This is a genomic window from Streptomyces sp. NPDC059499, assembly GCF_042749285.1.
Classification (GTDB): Bacteria; Actinomycetota; Actinomycetes; order Streptomycetales; family Streptomycetaceae; genus Streptomyces.
Window position 1 is genome coordinate 17,723 of record NZ_JBHYTT010000014.1, and the last position, 13,715, is coordinate 31,437.

At 69.1% G+C, this 13,715-nt stretch carries 13 protein-coding genes; 9 read left to right on the top strand and 4 right to left on the bottom strand.

Annotated elements, in window-relative coordinates; translation table 11 throughout:
• The first annotated feature begins 19 nt into the window (after nt 1-19).
• The 3 genes from ACFW9O_RS27545 (at nt 20) to ACFW9O_RS27555 (ending at nt 1,987) form a co-directional block, all read left to right on the top strand.
• Nucleotides 20-613 carry an FAD/NAD(P)-binding protein gene (locus ACFW9O_RS27545; protein WP_384613023.1) on the top strand — a complete coding sequence of 198 codons (594 nt, stop codon included), beginning with the start codon at nt 20-22 and terminating at the stop codon, nt 611-613.
• Between the two features lie 17 nt (nt 614-630).
• Nucleotides 631-1,458 (top strand): hypothetical protein, encoded by an 828-nt coding sequence (locus tag ACFW9O_RS27550; RefSeq protein WP_384613025.1) that lies wholly within the window; start codon nt 631-633, stop codon nt 1,456-1,458.
• A gap of 205 nt (nt 1,459-1,663) precedes the next feature.
• Nucleotides 1,664-1,987 carry a hypothetical protein gene (locus ACFW9O_RS27555; RefSeq protein WP_384613026.1) on the top strand — a complete coding sequence of 108 codons (324 nt, stop codon included), beginning with the start codon at nt 1,664-1,666 and terminating at the stop codon, nt 1,985-1,987.
• A 128-nt stretch (nt 1,988-2,115) separates the two neighbouring features.
• Here the strand turns inward: ACFW9O_RS27555 and ACFW9O_RS27560 are convergent, their stop codons facing one another.
• Both ACFW9O_RS27560 and ACFW9O_RS27565 read right to left on the bottom strand, forming a co-directional pair.
• Nucleotides 2,116-2,592, bottom strand: a complete 477-nt coding sequence (locus ACFW9O_RS27560) for a hypothetical protein (protein ID WP_384613028.1) — start codon at nt 2,590-2,592, stop codon at nt 2,116-2,118.
• 114 nt (nt 2,593-2,706) lie between these two features.
• Nucleotides 2,707-3,495 (bottom strand): VOC family protein, encoded by a 789-nt coding sequence (locus tag ACFW9O_RS27565; RefSeq protein ID WP_384613030.1) that lies wholly within the window; start codon nt 3,493-3,495, stop codon nt 2,707-2,709.
• A 373-nt stretch (nt 3,496-3,868) separates the two neighbouring features.
• On the opposite strand from ACFW9O_RS27565, the gene ACFW9O_RS27570 reads away from it, so the two are divergent.
• Nucleotides 3,869-4,225 (top strand): hypothetical protein, encoded by a 357-nt coding sequence (locus ACFW9O_RS27570; protein ID WP_384613032.1) that lies wholly within the window; start codon nt 3,869-3,871, stop codon nt 4,223-4,225.
• A gap of 171 nt (nt 4,226-4,396) precedes the next feature.
• Entirely contained in the window at nt 4,397-5,023 is a 627-nt protein-coding gene (locus tag ACFW9O_RS27575) for a class I SAM-dependent methyltransferase (RefSeq protein WP_384613034.1), read from the top strand.
• 369 nt (nt 5,024-5,392) lie between these two features.
• On the opposite strand, the gene ACFW9O_RS27580 is transcribed toward ACFW9O_RS27575, so the two are convergent.
• Complete coding sequence (locus ACFW9O_RS27580) at nt 5,393-6,628, bottom strand: hypothetical protein (protein WP_384613036.1); 1,236 nt, start codon at nt 6,626-6,628, stop codon at nt 5,393-5,395.
• Nucleotides 6,629-6,725: 97 nt separating this feature from the next.
• A complete protein-coding gene (locus ACFW9O_RS27585) occupies nt 6,726-8,348 on the bottom strand; it encodes an endo-1,3-beta-xylanase (RefSeq protein ID WP_384613038.1) in 1,623 nt (540 codons plus the stop codon).
• Between the two features lie 341 nt (nt 8,349-8,689).
• Here ACFW9O_RS27585 and ACFW9O_RS27590 point away from each other — a divergent pair, with 341 nt between their 5' ends.
• From ACFW9O_RS27590 to ACFW9O_RS27605, 4 genes are all read left to right on the top strand, one after another.
• Nucleotides 8,690-9,970: an extracellular solute-binding protein gene (locus ACFW9O_RS27590; RefSeq protein WP_384613040.1), complete on the top strand. Its 1,281-nt coding sequence runs from the start codon at nt 8,690-8,692 to the stop codon at nt 9,968-9,970.
• A gap of 79 nt (nt 9,971-10,049) precedes the next feature.
• A complete protein-coding gene (locus ACFW9O_RS27595; protein WP_384613042.1) occupies nt 10,050-10,997 on the top strand; it encodes a carbohydrate ABC transporter permease in 948 nt (315 codons plus the stop codon).
• Nucleotides 10,998-11,017: 20 nt separating this feature from the next.
• Entirely contained in the window at nt 11,018-11,926 is a 909-nt protein-coding gene (locus ACFW9O_RS27600) for a carbohydrate ABC transporter permease (protein ID WP_384613044.1), read from the top strand.
• Nucleotides 11,927-11,964: 38 nt separating this feature from the next.
• Nucleotides 11,965-13,680 (top strand): glycoside hydrolase family 43 protein, encoded by a 1,716-nt coding sequence (locus ACFW9O_RS27605; RefSeq protein WP_384613046.1) that lies wholly within the window; start codon nt 11,965-11,967, stop codon nt 13,678-13,680.
• Nucleotides 13,681-13,715: the final 35 nt, after the last annotated feature.

Consider the following 13,715-nt stretch of genomic DNA (forward strand, 5'->3'; position numbering starts at 1 on the left):
GGAACGTGAAGGGAAGAGCATGGATATCGCAATCGTCGGAGCGGGTGCTGCCGCGGTCGGCCTGTTGGACACGTTGGCTGCCACCGCCCACAGCCCCGGAGTCATCACCGTGTTCGAGCCGTCCCCCCATCTCTGGCGGGGCCGCCCGTACGGCCCGGACCTGGACGCCGTGCTGGTCAACGCACCTCCGGCCATCATGTCGATCCGCCACCTCGACTTCGGGCACTACACAGCCTGGCTGGGCCCGCGTGGCACCGCTCACCTCGACGAACGGCTGGGACAGCCGCTGGTTCCGCGCGCGCTGTACGGCGAGTACCTGGTACACACCGCCGAGACGGCGGTGGCCGCCCTGCGCGAAGGAGGTTGGCAGGTGCGCATCATCAACGCGCGCGTCATCGAGGTGGCGCGGTCCGGGGCGTCCTGGTCGCTCCGTACGGAGGACGGGCGTGGGTACGAGGCCGACCACGTGGCGCTGTGCGTGGGCGGGGGGACACCGCAGGACCATTACGGGCTCGGGGCGTCCCCGCCTTCGTCGACGACCCGTACCCGCTGGCACGCACACTCGACCGTGTACCGGCCGGCAGCAACATCGCGGTCATCGGGAGCGGCCTGACCGCGGTCGACGTCGTCGTGTCGCTCGTCGCGCACGGGCACACCGGGCCGATCACCCTGCTGTCCCGCAGCGGGGTGCTGCCCCACGTCTGGCAGCGCCCGGTCGGACACCGGCCGCAGTACGTGACCGCCGAGCGGGTGACGGCGCTGCACCGGCAACACGGTGCCGTCACCCTTGAGCACCTCATCGGGCTGATGCGGGCCGAACTGGCGCACAGAGCAGAGGACTTCGAAGCCTTCGCGGCCGAGCTGCTGGCGTCCGGGACGGAGGATCCGGCCCGGCGTCTGAAAGCCCAACTGGCCGCTGTCGACGACGTCCGGATCGGCCGCCGAGTCCTCCAGGAGACAGCGCACAGCGTCGGCCCGTACGCGTGGGGACTACTGCCCGAGGCCGACCGGCTGCGGCTTCGGCGGCACTTCCGCATGGTGACGAGTGTGGCGTCACCGATGGTCCCGGTGAACGCCGCGGTCATGATGCGGCTGTTGGACTCCGGGCAGCTCACTGTCGCGTCGGGCGTCCGCAGGATCGAGGTTGCCGACGGGATGTTCCGGGTGCACGGAGCTGACGGTGCACGCACCTTCGACATCGCCGTCAACGCCGTGAATCCGCCGCCACGTTCGATCCCTCGGGGCGCGCTTCGGACCGTCGCGTCCCTGCTCGCCGACGGCGCGGCCGACCGGCACCCGTCCGGTGGCCCGATACCGGCTGACCCGCGTCTGCACGTGGTGGGAGACCTTGCCGGTGGCGGTCCGTTCATCACGTCGAGCATTGCGGGCATAGCGGCCCAGGCGGCACGAGCCGCCCAGGCGATTGTCGCCGCGCCGGACGCAGCGCGGGTCATCTGATCTGTACGCCCTTGCCCGGCGGAGTCATCGCGGCGTCATCGAGGCAGCGCCCGGTCGAACAGGAGGAGGCGATGAATCCCGTGCCCCGCCGAACCGGTGGGTCGCCGAAGCCGCATCGTGATCCGGGAGATACCGTGCCGGGCTGGTGCTCCGGGCCCACCGGTGTGACGTTGGCTGGCATCGTCTACCGATATCGAGGTCCAGCATGTTCGGCCTGGCATTCGTCGCCCCCTGGCTGGTACTTGCCTCCACGCTCTGGGCGCTGGTGCCGCTCGTTCTCCCCCGGCGGCGCCGGCCGGGCATCATCATCGCCGTCTCACATCTCATAGTGACGCTGGCGATGATGCGGCCCTGGACCGAGGACTGGTACTGGCACGACGGAGCATGGCTGATCCTCGTCTTCGGGCAGGGCTCTCTCATCGCGCTGGGACGGCTGGCCTTCGAGCTCAGCCCGCTCGGTGCCCGCCGCCGCCGCACGAAGCCCCTGCCTCCGGTCGGCGACACGGTGACAGTTCAGCCCCAGCCATGATGGGGCGTGCTCCGGGGTGACCCCGAGCGCCCCGGTATCGACGATGCCTTCGAACACCGGGCGCCATACAAAGAGGGCCGACAGCGCTCTGCCGGCCCTCCAGGGGTTGGGTGCGTGCCGGGGTCCGGTCAGAGCCGGCCGCCGGTGAGGCGCGTGATCGGCCCGACATGGCTCCTGGCCGTCTGGCGTCCGAGGGTGAACGCGCCGGCGAGGAGTCCACCGACGCCGGCGGCGGCGCCCACGGCCATGACCTTGCGGTGCTTGCCGACGGTGCGAGCGATGGTCGCGGTCGACGGCACCCTGCCCGCCGTGTCCAGGACGGTCTGCCGGCCCGTTTCCCACCCGGCGACAGCGGCTCGCTTCGCCGCCAGGCCGGCCAGCCGCACACCGGTCCCCGCCGACTCGGCGGCTTCCTGGGCCGAAGACTTGGCGTCCTGCGCCGATGACTTGGCTTCCGAGGCTGCGACCGCCGAGCCGGACTTGGCCTGGTTCCCGGCGGCCTCAGTGATCTGTCGCCCCTCGGCGGCAGCCGTCCGGGCACCTGTACTGGCCTCCGCCGCAGAACCGATTACGTTCTTCTTGGATCCATCATTCTCTGCAGTCATGGTGTTCGTGTTACCCCTCGAAGCGGCTCGAAACAGAGGGACGCCCAGACACTCGGTCCCCACACCGACACCCCAGGGCGTCAGCCCCTCGGGACCCGTTCCGACCGCTGCTTCTCAGTCCTCTCGATGGCTGAGCGTGAACAGACCGCCGTCCGGGCTCTGCAGAGTCCGTGAGAATCCCTTCGGTGCCCAGGAAGTCGCTGAGAGCTGAGGCCTGGTCGCTCCGGCGTCGACCGCGGCAGCGACGGCACGCTCGACGTCGTCGACCGGGAAGCTGACAAGCCAACGCGGTCGGAGCTGCGGTTGATCAGCACTCGGAACGCCGCCGCCGCGCAGGGAGAGGGCTGGTCGGCTGTCCCGTTCGACGACGACGTGATGCTGCCGGAAGGTCACGTCGATCGCCGCTTCCGATGCCCAGCCGAAGACCTCCCCGTAGAACCTCGCTGCGTCGAACACGTCCCGGGTCTGCAGATCGAGCCGGGCGGGGGCGCTTCCCGCGCCCGACGCCCACGCCAGAGCGGGACCCTCCCAGAAGCCGAATGTCGCCCCTTCCGGGTCGGCTGCCAGCCCAGCGCGCCCCCGGCCCAGTGGAATGGGGCCCACCGCGAGGGTGGCCCCTCGCTCCTGGATCCGGGCTGCCGTCACATCGGCGTCCCGCACGGCGAAGTACGGCGTCCACTCCGAGGCGGGAGCAAGCCCCGGCCGGCGCTCGCCGATGCCCGCAACCGGCAACCCGTCGGCCGACGCGACGACAAACTGATCGCCCAGCGAACTCCGACGGAACTCCCAGCCGAGAACCGCCGCGTAGAAGGCCCGCGCAGCGACGAGGTCGCCGACCATGAGGTTGATCCAGCACGGCATACCCGCAACCGGCACCACCTGCTCCGCGCCTGACACAGACACCCGCACTCCTCACATCGACCCACGACCCGTGTGCGACCGCAGGCGCGCCCACTCAGGCGTACCCGCCGCAGCGAACCTATCCCAGTGGCCGGTAGGAGCCGGCCGCTGCTCGAGGGTCCGAAGCACCGGTAGCAAAACGACCGAGTGTCGTCGTCATGCCCTCAGCCTTGAGGCAGCACCGCCACGGCGGCCCCGTCAACACAATGACGTCATCCAGCCAGGTCGCCCCGCACGATCGGGCCGCCGACGGCCGCAGGTGCTCTGCGCGCTCGCTGAAGACCTACGCAGCCACCCTGGACCCATACGTCCCGGGCACTGGTGAATCTTCTGCTGAATCGCCCCGCCCCGACGCCCGCTGTGGGAAAGTCGATGCGTGACGCGTCTGGCGGATCCACTTCGATTCCTCACCATGCTCGCCGCCTGGGTGGCCACTCCCTGGGCCCTCGCCCCGTACTCCGTGCTGCTCGCCGTGGTCTCGGTGATCCTGCTGCTCGGCGTACTCACCGTCTTCGTCACCCCGGGCGACAACGGGATGGACAGGGAGAAGATCCTCGTGCCCGTCCCGGGCGTGGTGACCATCGCCCTGGTACTTCTCCAGTATCTCGCGGCTGTCATCTCTTCCTGGGTGGCCTGGCCGACGTGGGCTGCCGTCACCGTGATGGTGCTGGCCGCAACCAGCCTGATCGCCGAACAACCCCGTTGGCGGCAACTGCTCGCCGTACGGAGTTAGCGCTCCACGAGCAGGACGGTGACCTCCGAGAGCCGGCCGCGGGGATCGCTCCGTCCGGCCGTCGAACGCGGGTCGTTCACTGTGTCCGCGCGTAACAGCCGGTCCGCGCAGAAATAGGATGACACTGTCCTTGTCCCTGTGGGCGAGGCTGACCAGAGGGGCAGTGTGAACATGACCGGGCAACGCGACCGTTGGGCGGAACTGACCGGCGGAGAAGCTGGGGAGGAGTACGCGCGGCGTTTCGCGCGGCTCGTCGAGTCGGGCCACGACGTCCACGGCGAGGCCGCCTTCTGTGCCGCATTGCTGAAGCCTGCCGCGCGGGTACTCGATGCCGGCTGCGGAACCGGCCGGATCGCGATCCGCCTCACCGAACTGGGCCACCACTGCACCGGCGTGGACGTCGACCCATCGATGCTCGCCGTCGCCCGCCGTGAGGCCCCCACGCAGGAGTGGGTCCTCGGTGACCTCGCCCGTCTGGATGACCTCGACCTGGAGCCTTGCTTCGACCTGGTGCTCGCCGCCGGAAACGTCATCCCTCTTCTGGCCCCCGGCACCGAGCCAGAGGTCGTCCGGCAACTGGCTGCCGCGTTGTGCCCCGGCGGTCTGCTGGTCACGGGCATGGGACTGGATGCGGCACACCTGCCGCTGGCGGAACCGCCGCTGACCATCACGGAGTTCGACCGCTGGTGCACCGAGGCCGGTCTGACGTTGCGGCAGCGCTGTTCCACCTGGAGCGGCGACCTCTACGAAGAGGGCTGCGGCTACGCCGTCAGCGTGCATTCCCGCCCCACCGTGTGAGTCCCGTACGGGATCCGACCCCCGGCGGGACAGATGGCCCGACCCTTGCCCACGACGCCCGCGCCTGTCGACTGGGCCAGGCGCGGGCGACGCAAGCGCCGCCCGGACCAGGAGCCGGGACTGCATTCCCCCGCGTTCGCCTGCGGCGCCGGCGACAGGACGACCACCTCGGCCGAGCACAGTATGTGAGGGCTGACGCGAGTGGGACAGACGCGTGCACGTCCCGGAGCGGCCCCGGCGCTGACGCCGTCACGACTGATGAAGTCGGCCCTGCGGCGTACGAGGCAGAGCAGGGCTCGGGCGTGGTGCGATGCTCCGCGTGGAGGTTCCGGGACGGGGACACGCCCCGGAACCGACGGGCGATCCCCGTTACCGACAGCGCGCGGTGAATCCGTTCGCGGCGAGGCCCTGACAGAAGGAGGCTCTCGCATTGCCGTAGCGGGAAAGCCTGCCGTCGACGAACCAGGTCGTGTCGGGCGCGAAGTCGAAGCTTCCGTCGTCGATGCCGTCCCAGCCGTAGCGGAAGTCCAGGTTGATGTAGGCCACCGAGCGGATGACGCCCCGCAGATCGTGCTCACCAGGCAGGTTCGGGATGGGACCCCGGTAGTTCATGAGGGAGAAGAGACGCTTGACCCAGAGGTCGCCGCGCTGTTGCTCCAGGCCGTCGGTCGCTCCGCCGTCGGCGGTGAAGTTCATCATCCCCGCCTCTGACAGGACGACCGGCTTTCCATGGTCCTTGGCGAACTTGACGAGCTTGAGCACGTTGGCGTCGTGGTCGAAGTTGCGCCAGACCGCGGCAGGGTTGCCGTGCGAGTCCGTGCCGATGTAGGCGTTGCGGCACTGGCTCGCGCCGACATCGTAGTTCTGCGGCGGGGTGCCGTTGTAGAGGTAGCCCCGGTCGTGGATCGGGAGGCACAGTTCGTGGGCGAAGACGGAGACGCCCATCCAGTCGACGGCGGAGTCGCCCGGGTACATGGCCTCGAACTCGCCGCGCACGGGGTGGAAGACGTACTGGAGGTTGCGGGCGGTGGACTTGCTGTCGAGATACGAGGCGAGCCGGTTGAAGGCGTTCTTGTACGAGGCGCAGGTCGCGTCGGTGCAGTGGTAGTAGCTGCTGACCTCGTAGTCCAGCCGCAGCTTGAACCGGGCCTGGGGGTGGGCTTCGGTGAAGGCGAGCAGCCGGTCGAGGGAGGCGGTGTGGCCACCGGCCGCTATCTCCGCCGTCACGGCGCGGGACCGGGCGGCCTTGGTGTTCTCGTCACCGCCGTTGAAACCCGGTGGGTTGTCCTTCCAGCTGATCCCGACCTGGACGGTCTTGCCCTGGTCGGCGAGGAGGGTGGCGAAGTCGCGGTGGGCTGTGTTCACCCAGTTGCCGCTGCGCAGCTCGTAGTAGACGGATCCGCCGTCGGCGTTCTGGCCGAAGCTGTTGAAGTCGTCCCAGGCAGCGCGGGTGGACTGGCCGAGCAACAGCTCGGGAGCCGCCGCGGCAGTCGACCCGGTGTCGGCGGCGTGTGCGGTGGCGCTGCCCGGCAGGACGAGCAGTCCGGCCAGCGCTGCGGTGGCCAGGGACCGCAGCGCGGTCCACAGCGGTCGTGTCAGGTGCATGGGGGAATGGTCTCCTCGGAAGTGGGGGACGGCCGGCCCCGGAGTGCCGCCCACCGCGTGATCGCAGTGGGCGGCACCCAGGGTGTGCGGGGGAGGGTCAGGCCTTCCAGGTGTAGGTGGGTGTGGTCAGCTGGCTGCCCTGAGTGCTGGGCTGGTAGTTGAAGGAGTAGGTGAGGGTGGCGCCGGAGGGCACCTGCACGGGAAGCTCCCAGCGCTTGTCGCCGCTGTCGTACGTCAGGAAGTAGTTCTGCGGGGACCCGCCGCCGATGCGGTACTGCACGGTGACGAAGGTGGCTTGGAAGCCCTTCGGAGCGAACCAGACCGTGCCGCCGGTGACACCCTGGCTGTACGAGCCGTCACCCGGAGCGGTCGGCGTGGGAGTGGGCGTCGGTGTGGGGGTGGGGGTCGGCGTGGGAGTCGGGCCGGGGCCCGAGGTGCCGTTCGTCCACATCGACTTCTTGATCTCGGTCAGGAAGTTGGCCAGGACCGTGGGATCCGCCTGGACCCGGGAGTCGCCCCAGTTGCCGTTGGCGCACCCCGGCCCGCCCGCCTGTGCCCCGGCCGCGCACTGCCACTGCGTCTGCGCGTCCCAGTTGGTGTTGATGTACGCGGCGGCCCGGATGACGTCCTTGTTGCGGTTCACCCAGTCGAAGTAGCCGGCGTGCCAGCCGTCCCAGATGGCCTGGCCGCTGCTTGCCGCCGGGCTGTTGCGGAAGATGCAGCTGCTGGTCCTGGCGCCGGTCCGGGCACCCTGCGGCGCTGCTTCGGAGACCATCGCGGGCTTGTTGTGGCCGCGGGCGAAGTCGAGCACCCGGTTCTGCAGTCCGACGGGGTCGGTGTCGTGGGACCCGCAGCCCCACTGCGTCTGCACGGAGCGGGAGTTGTAGAACGAGGACAGGCCGACCCAGTCGACGTAGGCGTCGCCCGGGTACCAGTCGTTCAGGTGGTCGGGGTCGGTCACGATGTAGTTCCACTCGGGGTGGTCGGTGTGGGTGTTCACCGGCCACGCCGCGCTCTGCCAGACGGTGGCGACCCGGGTGGCTCCGAGGGCGTCGATGCGGCCCTTGATGTAGCGGAACGCCTCCTTGTAGTACTCGGAGCTGTAGCAGTTCCACGGGCCGTCGAACTCGTACCCGATGCGGAGCAGGATGTCGCGGTCGTAGCTCTTGAACCGCTGGACCATCTCGTCGACCTTGGCCCGGTACCGCGTGATCAGGTTCGGGCTGCCGGCCGTCACGTCGGCGTCGTTGCGGCCGATGACGGCGCGCAGCGGCTGGTTGTTGCAGCCCGAGGTGGCATCGGAGAGGTACAGCCCCACGGCGACGGCCGACCCTGGGTACTGCTCCATGGTCCTGGCGAAGTCAACGGTGCCCGCGCCCCAGTTCGCCGGGCTGTTCATGCCGGCGAGGGGTTCGGGCGATCCGCCGAGTACGAGGTTGGTGTAGAGCGTGACGCCACCGGGCGCGGGGGCGCCGAGTGAGGTCTTGTTCAGCACGTCGGTGCGGTAGTCCGAAAGCGTGTCGCTGTCCTGACCCATCACCAGCATGACCTTGCCGTCGGCAGGGACGCCACGACCGCCGACCGCAGCCGTGCCGGCCCCGGTCGTCGTTCCCGCCTCGGCTGTCGCGGACAGTCCCGTCAGGGCGATGAGCGCGGCACAGGCGGCGGCTCCCGCACCGACCGCTCTTCTCATGTGTCTGCGTGGTCCGACATGTTTCATGGGTGTCTCCGGTTCGCCGGGTGGGGTTTCGCCCGCCGACGATGCGTCAGCCGGCGATCGCATCGTGAGGGTCGCGCCCCCTCCGGTCAACAGGTCGCGAAAGTTTCGTAGATATCGGCAGGTCACGAAGTCGGGGCTACGAAACCTTGACCGGCCGGCCGAGGTCTCGCCCGAATCTCCGCAGGTGGAGAGCCTGTTGGCCCGAAGTGTTGGATGATCGGAACTCTTCCCGGTTGGTTCTCCGGTAATTGCTCTGCAAGTTTCGCGAAACTATTGACATTGGTTTCGAGGGCAGCGAACTTGGTGCCACTCATCCCGCACCCCTCTCCCGGAGGACCACCATGGGCCGTACGCGTGCCCGCAGAACTGTCGTCGCGCTCGCCGCCGCCACCGCGCTCATCGCTCTCCCCGCCTGCGGCGCGGACTCCGGCGAGGCCGACGGCAAGATCACCCTGACCGTTGCCACGTTCAGCGACTTCGGCTACAAGCCCCTCATCGAGGAGTACAAGCGCACCCACCCCGACATCGTCGTCAAGGAGCGCATCTCCCAGTTCGATCAGCACCACAACCAGCTCTCCACCCAGATCGCCTCCGGGAGCGGAGCTGCCGACGTCGTCGCGATCGAGGAGGGCTACCTCCCCAAGTTCCGTTCGGTGAAGGACAAGTTCACCAACCTCGCGGACCACGGGGCGACGGACCGCAAGGACGAGTACCTGGGATGGAAGTGGGAGCAGGGCACACTCGGCACCCCGGACTTCGTGATGGGGTACGGCACCGACGTCGGCAGCCTCGCCATCTGCTACCGCAAGGACCTGTTCGCGCAGGCCGGTCTGCCCACCGACCGCACGGAGGTCGGGAAGCTGTGGCCCACGTGGGACGACTACTTCACCACGGGCGAGAAGTTCCAGGCGAAGGTGAAGGACAAGGCCTGGTTCGACAGCTCGGGCAACATCTTCACCGCGATGATGAACCAGACCGAGTTCGGCTTCTTCGACGCAGACGACAAGTACATCGGGGACACCAACCCGAAGGTCCGCGAGTTCTTCGCGGCGGCGGCGAAGGCGACCGCTGACAAGCAGTCCGCCAACCTGCAGCCCTTCAGCCAGCAGTGGAACGCCGGCATCAAGCTGGGCCGGATGGCGACCATGACGTGCCCGGCGTGGATGACGGGACAGATCAAGAACGCGGCGGGGGACGCCAACGCCGGCAAGTGGGACATCGCAAGCGTCCCGGGCGGCGGCGGCAACTGGGGCGGCTCCTTCCTCACCGTGCCCAAGCAGAGCAAGCACGTGAAGGAGGCCGCCGAGCTCGCGGACTTCCTGACCTCTGCGGAATCCCAGAAGAAGATCTTCACCGGCCCCGTCGGCGCACTGCCCTCCCTCCTCCCGGTCCTCGACGACCCGCAGGTCACGAGTGCGAAGCAGGAGTACTTCAACGACGCTCCGACCGGCGAACTGTTCGCCTCCTCGGCCAAGAACCTCAAGCCCAACTACCGGGGAACCAAGGACCAGCAGGTCCGCATCCCGTTCGGCAACGCGATGCAGCTGGTCGAGCAGGGCAAGGCGAGCCCGGACGCGGCCTGGGACAAGGCGCTCGAAGAGGCGTCCAAGAACCTCCGCTGACACCACCGGGCGGCGGCGCCGAGCGTCGCCGCCCCCGTCGCAGACGCCCCGGCCCTCCTCATCCCTACGGAGAACCAGCATGGCGCTCCAAGCCGCCACCACCCCAGGCTCACCCGGCGGACGCCGTCCCCGCCGGCTCCTCCCCGAACGGCACCTTCTGCCCTACCTGTTCATCGCTCCCTTCTTCGTCGTCTTCGGCATCTTCGGTCTCTACCCGCTGCTCCAGACGTTCTGGGTCTCCCTGCACGACTGGGACCGCCTCTCGGGAGCCGGGCCATGGGTCGGAGCCGACAACTTCACCCGGCTGCTGGGCGACTCCGACTTCTACACCGCGTTGTTCAACACGCTCAGCATCTTCGTGCTGTCCACGGCGCCCCAGCTCGTCGCCGCCCTCGGAGTGGCCTGGCTCCTGGACCGCCACCTACGGGCGACGAGTGTGTGGCGGGCACTCGTGCTGGTTCCGCAGTACGTGTCCGTGGTCGCCGTCGCGCTCGTCTTCTCCCAGCTCTTCGGACGCGACTTCGGCATCGTGAACTGGGCGCTCCAGAGCGCGGGGCTCATCAGCGATCCCGTCGACTGGACGGCGGACACCTGGAGCTCCCACGTCGCCATCAGCTTCATGGTCATGTGGCGCTGGACCGGGTACAACGCGCTGATCTTCCTGGCCGCCATGCAGGCCGTGCCCCGCGAACTGTACGAGTCGGCCCAGATCGACGGAGCCACCCGCCTTCTCACGTTCCGCAAGGTCACCCTGCCGGCGATCCGGCCGACCATCGTCTTCACCGTGGTCATCTCGACCATCGGCGGACTCCAGCTCTTCGCCGAACCCTTCCTGTTCGACCAGCAGGGCAATGCCGAGGGCGGCGCCGAGCACCAGTTCCAGACCCTGACGCTGATGCTCTACAAGTACGGCTTCATCAACAACGACGCCGGTTACGCCTCCGCCGTGTCATGGGTCCTCTTCCTCCTCATCGCGATCATCGCCGCGGTGAACTTTCTGCTCGCCCGCCGCTCCGACCGCACGTGACCCGGTACCAGGAGAACCTCATGGCCGTCACCGCCCCACCCCGGGCCACAGCCCCGACGCATGCCGCGACCCGCAGGCCGCGCTCCGTCCCCCGACGTGGTCCGGGCCGCCTGGACAAGGCCGGACCTCTCGCCTACGCCATCCTGGCGGCGATCACCGCCGCCTCAGTGTTCCCGCTCTACTGGAGCTTCGTCGTCGCCTCGCACGACGACAACTCCGTACTCGCCGGCACGACACCACCGCTCGTACCCGGCGGGCACCTCATCGAGAACATCCAGCGCGTCTTCGAACTCTCCGCATTCTGGCAGGCGCTGGGGAACTCCTTCATCGTGGCGGGCACGACCGCGGTCAGCAACGTGCTGCTCTCGTCCCTCGCCGGCTTCGCCTTCGCCAAGCTCCGCTTCCGCGGCCGCAACGCGCTGCTCGTCTGCGTCGTGGTCACCGTCATGGTGCCCACCCAGCTCGGCATCATCCCGCTCTACATGCTCGTCACCGACATGGGGCTGTACGGCAAACTCTCCGCGCTCATCGTGCCCGCGCTCGTCTCCGCGATAGGGGTGTTCTGGATGCGGCAGGCCGTGGAGGAGAACATCCCCGACGAGCTGATCGAAGCCGCCCGCATGGACGGCGCGGGGCTGCTGCGCACCTACTGGCACGTGGTCGTCCCCGGCGTACGCACCACGGCCACCGTGCTCGGCATGTTCACCTTCATGTTCGCCTGGAACGACTACTTCTGGCCGCTGATCGCCCTGCCCCCCGAGAACGGCACCGTGCAGATCGCACTCAACCAGCTCGCCGCCGGCTACTACACGGACTACACCCTCATGCTCGCCGGTGTCGTCGTGTCCGTGCTGCCCGTCCTGGTCGTCTTCACCGTCCTCGCCCGCCGGATCGTCTCCGGTGTGATGGCCGGCGCCGTCAAGGGATGAACCCCGGTCCGTTCCGCCCCACCGCTCCCAGGAGACCCATGACCGCCGCGCAGACCGTCCACGACCAGGACCGGTCACCCAACCGTCCCCGGACCGCCGGAACGATCGTGAATCCCGTGCTTCCCGGATTCCACCCCGACCCATCGATCCTGAGGGTCGGCGACGACTACTACATCGCCACCTCCACCTTCGAGTGGCTCCCCGGAGTTGCCGTCCACCACTCCCGGGACCTCGTGCACTGGCGTCCGCTGGGCGGACTGCTCCGGGAGGAGCGGCTCATCGACCTGACCGGGCGACCGGACTCCGGCGGAGTGTGGGCGCCCTGCCTCTCCTTCACGGATGGCCTCTTCCACCTCGTCTACAGCGACGTCACCAACCTTTCCGGGGCCTTCAAGGACCTGCGCAACCACGTCATCACCGCCCCCTCGCTCGACGGCCCCTGGTCGGACCCCGCACCCTTCCCGTCGCACGGTTTCGACCCGTCCCTCTTCCACGACGACGGCCCGGAAGGCGACGGACGCAGCTGGGCGCTGTGGATGGAGTGGGACCACCGGCCGGAGCAACACTCGTTCGCGGGGATCCTGCTGCAGGAATGGGACCGGGAACGACGGCAGGTGACCGGACCGCTGCACCGGATCTTCACCGGCACGCCGCTCGCCCACACCGAAGGCCCGCACCTCTACCGCCGCGACGGCCGGTACTACCTGACGACTGCCGAAGGCGGCACATCCTGGGCGCACGCCGTCACCGTCGCCCGAGCCACCAGCCCGACCGGCCCGTACGAGGCAGACCCCTCCGGTCCGCTCCTCACCTCGGCCGGACACGAGCAGCTGCCGCTCCAGAAGGCAGGGCACGGCAGCCTCGTCGCCACCCCCCACGGGGAGTGGTACCTGGCGCACCTCGTGGCCCGGCCCCTGAGCCCGCTCGGCAGCTGCGTGCTCGGCCGCGAGACCGCCCTCCAGCGCATCGAGTGGACCGAGGACGGCTGGCCCCGGCTCGGCGGGCCGCCCGGCCCGGACGGTGACGCGTCGCCGAGGACCACCGTGCCCGGCCCTGCGCTGGCCCCGGTGCCCGTACCGGTGCCTCCCGCACGCGACACCTTCGACCAGCCGCGCCTCGGCACGGTCTGGTCAACCCTCCGCCGGCACCCCCGCCCGTCCTGGCTGAGTCTCGCCGAAAGGCCGGGCCACCTGCGGCTGCGTGGCGGACAGTCACTGGGCTCGACACACGAGCAGAGTCTCGTCGCACGCCGCCAGCAGGCCACGGACTTCGACTTCACCACCCGGCTGGAGGCCGATCCGCGCACGCCGCAGCAGATGGCGGGCCTCGTCCACTACTACAACTCGACCCTGTGGCACTACGCGCATCTGACCTGGGACGAACAGCGAGGACGGGTGCTGCGGGTCGGGGTGTGCGAGCACGGCCGATACCTCGAACCCGGCATGCCCGTACCGGTCCCCGACGGCCACGCGGTGGAACTCCGCCTGACCGTCCACGCGGAGAAGGGCGATTTCGCGTGGCGGACCTCGGACCAGGGCACCTGGCAACGGCTGGGCCCCACCCTTGACGTCACCCGGCTGTCGGACGAGAGCGCGACGCAAGGTGACGCCACCACAGGGCACTTCACATCCTGGGGCTTCACGGGAGCATTCGCGGGTCTGTGCGCCCAGGACCTCACCGGGGCCGGAATGACCGCCGACTTCGCCTGGGCGGAATACCGGGAAACCGGGCGGCGCACGATCGGGAGCGTGTGAGCGCGGTGGAAGAAGCGTGGCAGACTCGGCCGTCC

Coding starts and splice junctions, on each gene's coding strand:
- ACFW9O_RS27545 (WP_384613023.1), top strand. CDS start 20: ATGGATATCGCAATCGTCGGAGCGGGTGCTGCCGCGGTCGGCCTGTTG.
- ACFW9O_RS27555 (WP_384613026.1), top strand. CDS start 1,664: ATGTTCGGCCTGGCATTCGTCGCCCCCTGGCTGGTACTTGCCTCCACG.
- ACFW9O_RS27560 (WP_384613028.1), bottom strand. CDS start 2,592: ATGACTGCAGAGAATGATGGATCCAAGAAGAACGTAATCGGTTCTGCG.
- ACFW9O_RS27575 (WP_384613034.1), top strand. CDS start 4,397: ATGACCGGGCAACGCGACCGTTGGGCGGAACTGACCGGCGGAGAAGCT.
- ACFW9O_RS27580 (WP_384613036.1), bottom strand. CDS start 6,628: ATGCACCTGACACGACCGCTGTGGACCGCGCTGCGGTCCCTGGCCACC.
- ACFW9O_RS27585 (WP_384613038.1), bottom strand. CDS start 8,348: ATGAAACATGTCGGACCACGCAGACACATGAGAAGAGCGGTCGGTGCG.
- ACFW9O_RS27590 (WP_384613040.1), top strand. CDS start 8,690: ATGGGCCGTACGCGTGCCCGCAGAACTGTCGTCGCGCTCGCCGCCGCC.
- ACFW9O_RS27595 (WP_384613042.1), top strand. CDS start 10,050: ATGGCGCTCCAAGCCGCCACCACCCCAGGCTCACCCGGCGGACGCCGT.
- ACFW9O_RS27600 (WP_384613044.1), top strand. CDS start 11,018: ATGGCCGTCACCGCCCCACCCCGGGCCACAGCCCCGACGCATGCCGCG.
- ACFW9O_RS27605 (WP_384613046.1), top strand. CDS start 11,965: ATGACCGCCGCGCAGACCGTCCACGACCAGGACCGGTCACCCAACCGT.